The 13474-nt window shown below is 51.3% G+C and carries 12 protein-coding genes; 10 read left to right on the forward strand and 2 right to left on the reverse strand.

The features are described from left to right. Nucleotides 1-3 precede the first annotated feature (3 nt). The 3 genes from araH to otsA all read left to right on the forward strand — a co-directional run bounded on the left by araH (nucleotide 4) and on the right by otsA (nucleotide 3365). The gene (gene araH / locus HV237_RS10220) at nucleotides 4-990 is read left to right on the forward strand and encodes an L-arabinose ABC transporter permease AraH (RefSeq protein ID WP_016153448.1); all 987 of its coding nucleotides are present in this window, start codon (nucleotides 4-6) and stop codon (nucleotides 988-990) included. Nucleotides 991-1165: 175 nt separating this feature from the next. Then, nucleotides 1166-1969 carry a trehalose-phosphatase gene (otsB, locus tag HV237_RS10225; RefSeq protein WP_047358312.1) on the forward strand — a complete coding sequence of 268 codons (804 nt, stop codon included), beginning with the start codon at nucleotides 1166-1168 and terminating at the stop codon, nucleotides 1967-1969. After that, nucleotides 1944-3365, forward strand: a complete 1422-nt coding sequence (otsA, locus tag HV237_RS10230; RefSeq protein ID WP_181541816.1) for an alpha,alpha-trehalose-phosphate synthase — start codon at nucleotides 1944-1946, stop codon at nucleotides 3363-3365. The genes otsB and otsA overlap by 26 nt, the downstream gene beginning before the upstream one ends. Before the next feature lie 17 nt (nucleotides 3366-3382). On the opposite strand, the gene uspC is transcribed toward otsA, so the two are convergent. Next, nucleotides 3383-3811 (reverse strand): universal stress protein UspC, encoded by a 429-nt coding sequence (gene uspC, locus HV237_RS10235; RefSeq protein ID WP_016153445.1) that lies wholly within the window; start codon nucleotides 3809-3811, stop codon nucleotides 3383-3385. 792 nt (nucleotides 3812-4603) lie between these two features. Here uspC and flhD point away from each other — a divergent pair. From flhD to cheW, 6 genes are all read left to right on the forward strand, one after another. Further along, the gene (gene flhD, locus HV237_RS10240) at nucleotides 4604-4945 is read left to right on the forward strand and encodes a flagellar transcriptional regulator FlhD (RefSeq protein ID WP_016153444.1); all 342 of its coding nucleotides are present in this window, start codon (nucleotides 4604-4606) and stop codon (nucleotides 4943-4945) included. Next, nucleotides 4942-5526, forward strand: coding sequence for a flagellar transcriptional regulator FlhC (gene flhC, locus HV237_RS10245; RefSeq protein WP_085951062.1), 585 nt, complete (start codon nucleotides 4942-4944; stop codon nucleotides 5524-5526). The genes flhD and flhC overlap by 4 nt, the downstream gene beginning before the upstream one ends. Nucleotides 5527-5650: 124 nt before the next feature. Beyond that, entirely contained in the window at nucleotides 5651-6538 is an 888-nt protein-coding gene (gene motA / locus HV237_RS10250; RefSeq protein WP_016153442.1) for a flagellar motor stator protein MotA, read from the forward strand. Further along, on the forward strand, nucleotides 6535-7464 hold the full coding sequence (gene motB / locus HV237_RS10255) for a flagellar motor protein MotB (RefSeq protein WP_016153441.1): 930 nt from the start codon (nucleotides 6535-6537) through the stop codon (nucleotides 7462-7464). The genes motA and motB overlap by 4 nt, the downstream gene beginning before the upstream one ends. Nucleotides 7465-7468: 4 nt before the next feature. Beyond that, nucleotides 7469-9529, forward strand: coding sequence for a chemotaxis protein CheA (gene cheA / locus HV237_RS10260; protein ID WP_047358310.1), 2061 nt, complete (start codon nucleotides 7469-7471; stop codon nucleotides 9527-9529). A gap of 20 nt (nucleotides 9530-9549) precedes the next feature. Continuing rightward, nucleotides 9550-10053 (forward strand): chemotaxis protein CheW, encoded by a 504-nt coding sequence (gene cheW / locus HV237_RS10265; RefSeq protein ID WP_003034638.1) that lies wholly within the window; start codon nucleotides 9550-9552, stop codon nucleotides 10051-10053. 75 nt (nucleotides 10054-10128) lie between these two features. On the opposite strand, the gene HV237_RS10270 is transcribed toward cheW, so the two are convergent. After that, the gene (locus HV237_RS10270; protein ID WP_047358309.1) at nucleotides 10129-11388 is read right to left on the reverse strand and encodes a dicarboxylate/amino acid:cation symporter; all 1260 of its coding nucleotides are present in this window, start codon (nucleotides 11386-11388) and stop codon (nucleotides 10129-10131) included. Between the two features lie 406 nt (nucleotides 11389-11794). On the opposite strand from HV237_RS10270, the gene tar reads away from it, so the two are divergent. Continuing rightward, the gene (gene tar / locus HV237_RS10275; RefSeq protein ID WP_047358308.1) at nucleotides 11795-13450 is read left to right on the forward strand and encodes a methyl-accepting chemotaxis protein II; all 1656 of its coding nucleotides are present in this window, start codon (nucleotides 11795-11797) and stop codon (nucleotides 13448-13450) included. Nucleotides 13451-13474: the final 24 nt, after the last annotated feature.

Raw genomic sequence — 13474 nt, forward strand, 5'->3', positions numbered from 1 at the left:
ATGATGTCTTCCGTTTCAACATCGGGTTCAGGTGCTGCAAAGTCGGCGCTAAATCTTGGTCGCATTTGGGATCAATACGGGATGCTGGTCGTGTTCGCCGCGCTGTTCCTGGTTTGTTCCCTCTTTGTGCCTAACTTTGCCACTTTCATCAACATGAAGGGGCTGGGGCTGGCGGTATCGATGTCGGGTATGGTCGCGTGTGGGATGCTGTTTTGCCTGGCATCCGGTGACTTCGACCTGTCCGTTGCCTCCGTGATTGCCTGCGCCGGGGTTACTACAGCCGTGGTCATTAATATGACCGAAAGCCTGTGGATTGGCGTGGCTGCCGGGCTACTGCTCGGTATTCTATGTGGTCTGGTGAATGGGTTCGTGATTGCGCGGCTGAAAATTAACGCCCTAATCACGACCCTTGCGACGATGCAGATTGTGCGTGGTCTGGCCTACATTATTTCCGACGGTAAGGCGGTAGGGATTGAAGACGAGCGCTTCTTCACTCTCGGCTACGCCAACTGGTTTGGTCTGCCGGCACCTATCTGGATCACGGTCGTCTGTTTCATCGTTTTTGGCTTACTGCTCAATAAAACCACGTTTGGTCGTAACACGCTGGCCATTGGGGGGAATGAAGAGGCGGCACGTCTGGCTGGGGTTCCGGTCGTTCGTACCAAAATTATTATCTTTATTCTGTCCGGGCTGGTATCCGCCATCGCCGGGATTATCCTCGCATCACGTATGACCAGCGGCCAGCCAATGACCTCAATCGGCTATGAGCTGATCGTGATTTCCGCGTGCGTGTTAGGGGGCGTTTCGCTTAAAGGCGGCATCGGAAAAATCTCATATGTGGTGGCCGGGGTGTTGATTCTGGGTACGGTTGAGAATGCAATGAACCTGCTGAACATCTCTCCGTTCGCACAGTATGTCGTACGTGGTCTGATCCTGCTGGCGGCGGTGATCTTCGACCGTTACAAGCAAAAAGCGAAGCGTACTGTTTGATGATTTTAACCCCAACTTTTTAGTCTAGCTTTAGCTCATCGCCAGCCGCTACCCGGCTGGCGATTGTTTTTCCAAATGGCGAGCATGGTCACACTGTCTATACTTATATCCGTCATACATCATATATACGGCGCGATCCGCGCGGCGTACAGACCATGATGAGGAGGATAACCGGGTGACAGCATCACTGATCTTACCCCCTGAACAATCTGCAAGCTGTGCTTATTTTTTTGATCTCGATGGGACGCTGGCTGAGATCAAACCTTATCCAGACCAGGTCGTTGTCCCTCAGACAATCCTGCAGTTATTACATCAGTTGGCGACGCATAATGCGGGTGCGCTGGCATTGATTTCAGGGCGCTCGATGGTCGAGCTTGACGCGCTTACCACTCCCTTTCGTTTTCCGCTCGCCGGAGTGCATGGGGCAGAGCGCCGTGACATCAATGGCCAAACTCATATAGTGCGCCTGGCTGCGGCAATAGAGCGCGAAGCAGGAGAGCTATTAAGTGCCGCATTGGCGACGATGCCGGGTACAACGCTTGAAGCAAAAGGGATGGCGTTCGCACTGCACTATCGCCAGGCCACGGAACATGAAGCGGCGCTAATTAATCTGGCTGAGCGCATCACGCACAGATGGCCGCAGTTGGCTTTACAGCACGGAAAATGCGTTGTGGAGATAAAACCAAAGGGTACGAACAAAGGCGACGCAATTGCTGCATTTATGCAGGAAGCACCTTTTGCCGGACGGATCCCCGTTTTTTTTGGTGACGATTTGACGGACGAAACAGGATTTGGCGTGGTTAATCGCGCTGGGGGCATTTCCGTGAAGGTGGGGAATGGAGCGACGCAGGCGACATGGCGTCTGGATGGCGTGAGTGATGTCTGGCACTGGCTGGAACAAATTAACTCTTCGCAGCAAGAATCGAAAGCAACGAATAACAGAAGAGGTGGCTATGAGTCGTTTAGTCGTAGTATCTAATCGTATCGCCTCACCCGATGACAAAGGAAGCGCAGGTGGGCTTGCCGTCGGTGTGCTGGGCGCGTTGAAGGCTGCTGGTGGCCTGTGGTTTGGCTGGAGTGGGGACACGGGTAATGAGGACAAACCATTAAAAAAAGTCACGCGTGGCAATATTACCTGGGCTTCGTTTAATTTGAGTGAACAGGATTACGAAGAGTATTACTGCCAGTTTTCTAATGCGGTTTTATGGCCTGCATTTCATTATCGCCTCGATTTGGTGCAGTTTCAGCGTCCTGCATGGGAGGGCTATCAGCGGGTGAATGCCTTGCAGGTAGATAAACTGCTGCCGCTGCTCAGCGATGACGACATAATCTGGGTTCATGATTACCATCTGTTGCCGTTTGCCAGCGAGCTGCGTAAACGCGGCGTGAATAACCGTATCGGTTTTTTCCTGCACATCCCTTTTCCGACGCCGGAAATCTTTAATGCCTTACCCCCACATCAGATGCTACTTGAGCAGATGTGTGATTTTGATTTACTCGGTTTCCAGACCGAGAACGATCGTCAGGCTTTTCTGGATTGTCTGGCAGCCCAGACTCAGGTAACCACTCAGAGCGAGCAGCACCACCGTGCATGGGGAAAAGCGTTTCGTACCCAGGTCTATCCCATCGGTATTGAGCCGGATGAGATCGCCCGTCAGGCTTCCGGCCCTTTGCCGCCGAAGCTGGCGCAACTGAAAGCAGAACTTAAAAATGTGCAGAATATCTTCTCCGTTGAGCGTCTGGATTATTCTAAAGGTTTGCCGGAGCGCTTTCAGGCCTATGAGGCTCTGCTGGAACACTATCCGCAGCACCATGGTAAAATTCGCTACACCCAGATAGCGCCAACTTCGCGTGAAGAGGTGCAGGCCTACCAGGATATTCGGCACCAACTGGAGACTGAAGCGGGGAGGATTAACGGTAAATATGGGCAGTTGGGCTGGACGCCGCTCTATTATCTGAACCAGTACTTTGATCGTAAATTGCTGATGAAAATCTTCCGCTACTCTGATGTAGGGCTGGTGACGCCTCTGCGAGATGGTATGAACCTGGTCGCGAAAGAATTCGTGGCCGCGCAGGATCCTGCCAACCCCGGCGTGCTGGTGTTATCGCAATTTGCCGGGGCCGCGAATGAGCTAACTGCCGCGCTTATTGTTAATCCTTATGACCGCGACGAAGTGGCTGGCGCATTAAACCAGGCTCTGACGATGCCGCTTGCTGAGCGTATCTCCCGCCACGCTGAGATGCTCGAAACTATCATTAAAAACGATATCGACAACTGGCAGGCGAGGTTCATTTGCGATCTGGAAAAAGTCATCCCACGTCAGAGTAAACAGCCATTGCCAGACAACGTTTCTCCCTGCACTAAACTGGCGTAACGCTCAGTAAACGCAGGTCAATCTCCAGCCAGTGGAACCAGCAGAACATCCACGTGGCTGGCACCGATCACGCTTTTTGCTGAGCAGGACGCGCGCGAAAAGAAGCTGTGGTTATGGTTGCCATAAATGACCAGATCGACCGCGTGTTTACGGCATACATCCAGAATATGTTCATTCAGTGCCCCATAGGTAATAAAGGTATGCTCAATGGGGTACTGTGCTTCTTTGCTGAGCTTGTCGATAAAATCCTGAGTCTCCTCTTGCATCACTTCACGCAGGTCCTCCAGCATAGGTGCTGCAAACTGATTATACAGTTCAGGGTCTGAGACTAGGGTTATCAGGCTAATACGAGCGTTGACAGGGCGAGCGATTGAAACCGCCTTGGCTAACAACTGCTGGCTTTCAGGGGTGGCGGCAACGGCCACAAGAATGTGTGTATAGCTCATAACTCGCTCCTTTTTTCAAGAATTATGAGAGGGTTTCTCAGCATTGCTCAGCTTACTCCATACTGCAACGTTTCCTTCCTGGATAGTGTGAATGTCATCATGGTTATTCATTAATTATTCTTATAAATAGAATAATTGCGTCATATAAGTTGTAAATACGTTCAGCTTACTTAAGTAAAACTCACCGCTAATGAAAACAATGTGTTAATTAAAAATTAACATAAGTTAACATTTAACGGGTTATCACTACCCGGTATTAATTAATCACCCTTAATATTTAAGTCATTGTTTATAAAGGATTTAATTAAAATAGTGTTTTACATTAAATATGTGATCAAGCTCGCTATTTCACAAGGTGATATTAACGTTTGTGAACAAAATACTATTCGCTTTTATTGCAAGAATATTCGTATGTCAGGAATTGAAATGGCGAATTTGAGATTAAAAAATAAGCAAAGTAAAAGCTGTGCTGATGGATTTATGTTAAGTGTTTAGCTGGTTTATGTGATCTATGTCACATATTCTTCAAATTCGCAGCATAGCTACGTTGTATGTGTAACGGGCGGCGGGTAGAGTTGCGTCGAATTAGGAAAAATCTTAGACATTTGTAAGAATTGATGTGAGCTTGTAAGGGGCGCGGCTTTCTGAAAAGGGAATGTTTAGACAACGCGTAAGTGCCGTCACGCTGCTATGTATTTGACCTTTTGCTTTTTTTTACCGGGCCTTCCCGGCGACATCACGGGGTGCGGTTTCACCGCATGAAAACAATGTTGGTTATTATGGATGCAAATAATGCATACATCCGAGTTGCTGAAACACATCTATGACATCAATTTGTCATATTTATTGCTTGCACAGCGTTTGATCGTTCAGGACAAAGCATCTGCGATGTTTCGCCTTGGTATCAGCGAAGAAATGGCGGACACGTTGGCAACATTAACACTTCCACAAATGGTCAAACTGGCTGAAACAAACCAACTGGTCTGTCATTTCCGTTTCGACGATCACCAGACCGTTACTCGCCTGACGCAAGACTCCCGCGTTGACGATCTTCAGCAAATTCATACCGGTATCATGCTTTCAACGCGACTGTTAAGCGACATCGATGAAGCAGCACGCAAGAAAAGGGCTTGATGATGAGCGAAAAAAGCATTGTTCAGGAAGCGCGTGATATCCAGCTAGCAATGGAATTAATCACATTGGGCGCCCGTTTGCAAATGCTGGAAAGCGAAACGCAATTAAGCCGTGGCCGACTTATCAAGCTGTATAAAGAATTACGCGGCAGCCCTCCGCCAAAAGGGATGCTGCCTTTCTCCACCGACTGGTTTATGACGTGGGAACAAAATATTCATGCTTCGATGTTTTGCAACGCATGGCAATTCCTGCTCAAAACTGGTTTGTGCAGCGGCGTGGATGCCGTGATCAAAGCGTATCGTTTATATCTTGAGCAGTGCCCGCAGCCAGAAGAAGGGCCACTGCTGGCGTTAACTCGCGCATGGACGTTGGTGCGTTTTGTCGACAGCGGATTGCTGGAGTTGTCCCGATGCAATTGCTGCGGTGGGAATTTTATTACCCACGCTCACCAACCCGCAGGCAGCTTTGCCTGCAGTTTATGCCAACCGCCATCACGCGCCGTAAAAAGACGTAAACTTTCCCAGAATGCTGCCGATATTATTCCACAACTGCTGGATGAACAGATCGAACAGGCTGTTTAACTGATACGGTGTGGACAAACACTCCAGCAGCGGTAAGCGATTACCGCTGCTTTTTTTTGTCCTGACCTCGAGTTAACTGCCCGACTGCGCATCCTGTCATAGTCAATTGCGAAAGGATGATGTCGTGCTTATCTTATTAGGTTACCTGGTTGTTATTGGTACAGTTTTCGGCGGTTACATGATGACCGGCGGACACCTTGGGGCACTCTATCAACCGGCTGAGCTGGTGATTATCGGTGGCGCGGGTATTGGGGCATTCATCGTCGGCAATAACGGGAAAGCCATTAAGGGGACGATGAAAGCAATCCCGATGCTTTTTCGTCGTTCAAAATACACCAAAGCGATGTATATGGATCTGCTGGCGCTGTTGTATCGCCTGATGGCCAAGTCACGTCAACAGGGCATGTTCTCGCTTGAACGCGATATCGAAAACCCCAAAGAGAGTGAAATTTTCGCCAGCTATCCGCGCATTCTTGCTGATGCCGTGATGCTTGATTTCATTGTCGATTATCTGCGTCTGATCATCAGCGGCAACATGAACACGTTTGAAATTGAAGCGCTGATGGATGAAGAGATTGAGACGCACGAAAGTGAGGCCGAAGTCCCGGCCAACAGTCTGGCGATGGTGGGGGATTCATTACCGGCGTTCGGGATCGTGGCGGCGGTCATGGGGGTTGTCCATGCGCTGGCTTCTGCCGATCGTCCGGCGGCTGAACTGGGTTCGCTGATTGCACATGCCATGGTAGGGACATTCCTCGGTATTTTACTGGCCTATGGATTTATTTCTCCGCTTGCCAGCGTTCTGCGCCAGAAAAGCGCTGAAACCACCAAAATGATGCAGTGTGTGAAGATAACTCTGCTCTCCAATCTGAATGGTTACGCGCCGCCAATTGCCGTCGAATTTGGTCGTAAGACTCTGTATTCCAGCGAACGTCCATCGTTTATCGAACTGGAAGAGCATGTTCGTGCGGTGAGAAATCCAACTGCGCAGCAGACGACTGAGGACGCATGAAAAATCAGGCCCATCCCATTATCGTTGTAAAGCGACGCAAGCATAAAGGTCACGGTGGTGGGGCGCATGGTTCGTGGAAAATCGCCTACGCCGATTTTATGACCGCGATGATGGCCTTCTTTCTGGTGATGTGGCTCATTTCCATCTCTAGCCCTAAAGAATTGATCCAGATTGCCGAATATTTCCGTACGCCGCTGGCTACTGCGGTAACCGGGGGAAATCGTATTTCGAATAGCCAAAGTCCAATTCCAGGCGGCGGGGATGATTACACCCAGCAGCAGGGAGAGGTGAACAAGCAGCCGAATATCGATGATCTGAGAAAACGCATGGAACAAAGCCGCTTGAGCAAACTTCGCGGCGATCTCGATCAGTTGATTGAATCTGACCCCAAACTGCGTGCGCTGCGCCCGCATTTGAAAATTGATTTAGTTCAGGAAGGGCTGCGGATACAGATTATCGACAGTCAGAATCGCCCGATGTTTAAAACCGGTAGCGCTGAGGTGGAACCGTATATGCGCGATATCCTGCGAGCCATAGCGCCAGTGCTTAACGGCATTCCTAATCGAATCAGCCTCTCCGGCCATACGGATGATTACCCTTACGCCAATGGTGAAAAAGGGTATAGCAACTGGGAGTTGTCCGCCGATCGCGCTAACGCGTCGCGTCGCGAACTGGTTAGCGGCGGTCTGGATGATGGAAAAGTATTACGTGTGGTAGGTATGGCCGCCACGATGCGTCTGAGCGATCGCGGTCCTGAAGACGCTATCAACCGCCGTATTAGCCTGCTGGTTCTCAATAAGCAGGCGGAAGAGGCCATTTTGCATGAAAACGCTGAAAGCCAGAATGAGCCGGTAAGTGTCTTACAACAGCCAGCGGAACTCCCGCCGGCAAGCGTTCCCACATCGCCACCAGCCAATCCGAGGTGATAGCGTGAGCATGGATATAAGCGATTTTTATCAAACATTTTTTGATGAAGCTGACGAACTGTTGGCTGACATGGAGCAACACCTGCTTGATTTGGTTCCTGAAGCCCCGGATTCCGAACAGCTGAATGCAATTTTTCGTGCTGCGCACTCGATAAAAGGCGGGGCGGGCACCTTCGGCTTTACCATTTTGCAGGAAACGACCCATCTGATGGAAAACCTGCTGGATGAAGCGCGGCGTGGCGAGATGCAGCTCAATGCCGACATTATCAACCTGTTTTTGGAAACGAAAGATATTATGCAGGAACAGCTCGACGCCTATAAAAACTCAGAGGAGCCGGATGCCGCCAGCTTTGAGTACATTTGTAATGCGTTACGACAGTTAGCGCTCGAAGCGAAAGGTGAAACCGCACCGGCAGTCGTCAACACCGCAAAACTGAGCGTTGTTGACAGCGCTGCAATGCAGGAAGAGGCGGTTGCACAGCCTGAGTCTGCAAGTGAAGAGAGCAAGAAACGCATTATTCTCACGCGCCTGAAAGCCAATGAAGTGGATTTACTGGAAGAGGAGCTGGGGAACCTGGCGACCTTAACCGATGTGGTGAAAGGGAGCGACACGTTGTCAGCAACGCTTGATGGCAACCTCGCGGAAGATGACATCATCGCGGTGCTGTGCTTTGTGATTGAAGCTGATCAGATTGAATTCGAAACCGTCAGCGCAGCGCCCGTAGCCGTTGAAACTGAAACTGAAGCTGAAGCTGAAGCAGAAACGGTAGCCGTTGTCGCGAAGCCGCAGCCGGTTGCCGTTGCGCCAGCGGTGAAAGCCGCCGCCAGCGAAGCGCCAAACGGACGCGCGGAACGCGACAAACCCGCCCGCGCCAGCGAGTCGACCAGCATCCGCGTAGCGGTTGAGAAGGTCGATCAGCTCATTAACCTGGTCGGTGAGTTGGTCATCACCCAGTCTATGCTGGCACAACGTTCTAACGAACTGGATCCCGTCAATCATGGCGATCTCATCACCAGTATGGGTCAGTTACAACGTAACGCCCGCGACTTGCAAGAGTCGGTGATGTCGATTCGTATGATGCCCATGGAGTACGTGTTCAGCCGTTTTCCGCGTCTGGTGCGCGACCTGGCCGGTAAGCTGGGTAAACAGGTCGAACTGACACAGGTGGGAAGCTCAACCGAACTCGACAAGAGCCTGATTGAACGCATCATCGATCCGTTGACGCACCTGGTGCGTAACAGCCTCGATCACGGTATTGAACTGCCGGAAAAACGCCTTGAAGCCGGGAAAAGCCCAATCGGTAATCTGACGCTTTCCGCGGAGCACCAGGGCGGGAATATCTGTATTGAAGTCACCGATGATGGCGCCGGTCTGAACCGTGAACGAATCCTCGCCAAAGCTATCTCCCAGGGGATGCCGATCCACGAAAACATGAGCGATGACGAAGTCGGTATGCTGATCTTCGCCCCGGGCTTCTCGACCGCTGAACAGGTGACGGATGTCTCTGGCCGCGGCGTGGGTATGGATGTGGTGAAGCGAAATATCCAGGAGATGGGGGGCCATGTTGAGATCCAGTCCAAACAGGGGCAGGGGACGACTATCCGAATTCTGCTGCCGCTGACGCTGGCGATCCTCGACGGCATGTCCGTGCGCGTGGCTGACGAAGTCTTTATTCTGCCGCTGAATGCCGTTATGGAATCACTGCAACCGCGCGAAGAAGATCTCCATCCGCTGGCCGGAGGAGAGCGCGTGCTGGAAGTGCGTGGCGAATATTTACCGCTGGTTGAGCTGTGGAAAGTCTTTGAGGTTGAAGGTGCAAAAACCGAAGCGACTCAAGGTATTGTGGTGATTTTGCAAAGTGCAGGGCGTCGCTACGCGCTGCTGGTCGATCAGTTAATTGGTCAACACCAGGTGGTCGTCAAAAACCTGGAAAGCAACTACCGCAAAGTGCCAGGTATTTCTGCAGCAACGATCCTCGGCGACGGCAGCGTCGCGCTGATTGTCGATGTCTCTGCATTGCAGGGATTAAACCGCGAACAACGTGTGGCGATCACAGCCGCCTGATTGAGTGAGAAGGGAATAATATGACCGGTATGAGTAATGTAACTAAACTGGCCGGCGAACCGTCAGGTCAGGAATTCCTCGTGTTTACGCTGGGGGATGAAGAGTACGGTATCGATATCCTGAAAGTGCAGGAAATCCGAGGGTACGATCAGGTGACGCGTATTGCTAACACGCCTGCGTTTATCAAAGGTGTCACCAATCTGCGCGGTGTGATTGTGCCGATTGTTGACCTGCGCGTGAAGTTTAGCCAGAGCGATGTGGATTACAACGAAAACACCGTGGTGATTGTGCTGAATCTGGGCCAGCGGGTGGTCGGAATTGTGGTCGATGGCGTCTCGGATGTGCTGTCGCTGACAACGGATCAAATCCGTCCGGCACCGGAATTTGCCGTAACGCTGTCGACGGAATACCTGACGGGACTGGGGGCTCTGGGTGACCGGATGCTGATCCTGGTTAACATTGAGAAGCTGCTCAATAGCGAAGAAATGGCGCTGCTGGATATTGCCGCCAGCCACGTCGCGTAACCGCTATACCATATCCGGCCTACAATGATTGCTGTTGTAGGCCGGATACGCGTAGCACATCCGGCAGATTTCCCCTTACGCTTCCCGCTCAACCAGCTCCGGTTCTTCTTCCAGTAAACCCTCATCTTGTGCCAGCATCGCCGTTGCAATCCCGTTACCTAATACGTTAATTGCTGAACGTCCCATATCCAGGAAGTGGTCAATACCCATCAGTAACAGAATCCCGGCAACCGGAATATTAAAGCTTGGAATGGTTGCTGCCAGCACCACCAGCGCAGAACGCGGCACGCCGGCAATCCCTTTTGACGCCAGCATCAGCGTCAGCATCAGGACGGTGATTTCTGCAAAGGAGAGGTGAATGTTATAGGCCTGCGCGATAAACATCGAGGCAAATGAACAGTAAACCATCGAGCCGACCAGGTTAAATGAATAACCGATAGGCAATACAAATGACACGATGTTAGGCGAGCAACCAAATTTGGTTAATTGCTCCAGCGTTTTCGGATAGGCGGCTTCCGAGCTGCTGGTAGTAAATGCGACCAGAACCGGATCTTTCAGCATGCTTACCAGACGAAAAACCTCTTTTTTCAGCATGACATAACCGACCGCCAGCAGAACCAGGCAGGTCAGCAAAATAGCCACATAGTAGCCGCCGATGAACGACGCATAGTTGAGCAGGATCCCCAGACCCTGGGTGGAGATAACGGAGGAAATGGCGGCGAAAATGGCCAGCGGCGCAACGTACATCACGTAGCCAGTCACCTTCAGCATAATGTGGGAGACCACATCCAGCGCGGCAACCAGCGGGGCATTGAATTTCTCACCAAGGGATGCGCCACCAATACCGAAGAACATCGAGAACACCACAATTTGCAGGATCTCATTGTTGGCCATCGCCCCGGCTATGCTGGTTGGGATGGTGTGAGTCAGGAAACCTTTCAGGCTCATGCCGCTCACGGCCAGGCCGGTATCAGTGGCTTCCAGCGGGATCGCCAGGTTCAGGCCGCTTCCGGGTTGCTCAAGAGAAACCACAAACAGACCGACCAGAATAGACAGTATGGAAGAGCTGATAAACCAGATCATCGCTTTGCCGCCTACGCGCCCGATGGTGGACGTTTCCCCCAGGCGCATAATACCGACGGTCAGGGTGCTGAATACTAAAGGTGCGATCACCATTTTAATCAGGCGCAAAAAGATGTCGGTGAGAAGCGTAATATTATCGGCCCAGGCGGTCACTACGCCGGGGGCGGCATAAGAGTGGATCACCGCCCCTGACAGGATCCCCGCCAGCATGAAGATCACGATAAACAACGTGAGTTTGTTTGCATTTGCCACTAAAAAGCCCTCAGTAAGGATTTAACATTTATTGTTCGGTTACTCATTTTTTATATTTATTAATTGGTAACTAAGTATTCATCATATAAATTGAATTAAAGCGCCAGCTGATACAACTTTTTTTAATTTTTTATCCATTTTGTTGTGGTGCAGAGGATATGTATTTGTGATCTTGGTCACGAAATAATGACTATTTCATCCAATATGACCGCGCCCACAGATAAATTTGAATGTTATTCACATGATAATTGTGACGTTTTTATGTGAATGATTTGTGGTTGCCGTACACCCGTCTTCCCCTCCTTCCGCGAGGCTTCACGTCCCTTCAGGATTTCCTTTTCGCAAACGTAAAGTTATCTCAGCGACTGCCGATAACGTTGATAACTCGTTTTCAGGAAGGTGCCTTATGTTTAACCGTATCCGCGTTGTCACAATGCTGATGATGGTGCTGGGGGTTTTCGCACTGCTACAGCTTGTTTCCGGTGGTCTGTTGTTTTCTTCATTGCAGCAGAATCAGCAAAGTTTTGTTATTTCAAACGATCTTCGACAGCAGCAAAGTGAACTCACCTCAACATGGGATCTGATGCTGCAAACACGTATCAATTTAAGCCGTTCTTCTGCACGCATGATGATGGACGCGTCCAACCAGCAAAGCAGCGCGAAAAACGATCTGCTGAAGAATGCGAAAGCATCGTTGGCGCAGGCCGAAACACATTACGCAAAATTTAAAAACATCACACCGTTACCCGAGATGGCAGAAGCCAGCGGCAACGTTGAGGAGAAATATCAGCAGTACCATGCGGCCTTAACAGAACTGGTTCAGTTTCTGGAGAACGGCAATATGGATGCCTATTTCGCGCAACCGACTCAGGGAATGCAAAACGCGCTTGGTGAGGCGCTGGGCAAGTACGCCAGCGTTAGCGAAAAGCTTTACGCTCAGGCATTCGATCAAAGCGCGCGGGATTACCATTTCGCCCAATGGCAGCTTGGCGTGCTGGCCGTAGTGCTGGTGCTGATTCTGGTGGTGGTGTGGTACGGCATCCGCCATACCCTGCTTAATCCTCTGTCTCGCGTCATTGCCCATATTCGGGAAATCGCCAGCGGTAACCTGACCGCGACCCTGGCCGTCAGCGGTCGTAATGAAATCGGCGAGCTGGCCAGTACGGTTGATCATATGCAGCGCTCGCTGACGGAAACCGTCACCCTGGTGCGTGAAGGTTCTGATGCGATTTATTCCGGGACCAGCGAAATTGCCAGCGGGAACACCGACCTTTCATCTCGTACTGAACAGCAGGCCTCTGCGCTGGAAGAGACCGCAGCCAGCATGGAACAGTTGACCGCAACCGTGAAGCAAAATGCGGACAACGCGCGTCAGGCCTCGCAACTGGCGAAAAGCGCCTCCGATACCGCACAGCATGGCGGCAAAGTGGTTGATAGCGTGGTGAACACCATGCACGAAATCGCCGATAGCTCGAAGAAAATCGCCGACATCATCAGCGTTATTGATGGTATTGCTTTCCAGACCAACATTCTCGCACTGAACGCGGCGGTTGAAGCGGCGCGTGCCGGTGAACAAGGCCGTGGCTTTGCCGTGGTTGCGGGCGAAGTGCGTAATCTGGCAAGTCGCAGTGCGCAGGCGGCGAAAGAGATCAAAGCGTTGATTGAGGATTCGGTTTCCCGAGTGGATACCGGGTCCGTATTGGTAGAAAGCGCAGGCGAAACGATGAACGACATCGTAAATGCCGTAACGCGGGTGACCGACATTATGGGCGAGATTGCCTCGGCCTCCGACGAGCAAAGCCGGGGGATTGATCAGGTGGCGCTCGCGGTATCCGAGATGGATCGCGTTACGCAGCAGAACGCCTCGTTGGTACAGGAATCGGCTGCCGCTGCCGCTGCTCTTGAAGAACAGGCCAGCCGCCTGACGCAGTCGGTGTCGACTTTCCGCCTTGCGTCACGTCCGGCGTCGGCTAAGCCGCGCGATACACGATTACCTGCAACGGCGGCCGCATCCTATCCGCGCCAGAACAATGAACAAGATACGAATTGGGAAACATTTTGACTGATAGTTAAACCGCGGCCAGTG

It is taken from the genome of Citrobacter sp. RHBSTW-00570, from assembly GCF_013739755.1.
In the GTDB taxonomy this organism is placed as follows: Bacteria; Pseudomonadota; Gammaproteobacteria; order Enterobacterales; family Enterobacteriaceae; genus Citrobacter; species Citrobacter braakii.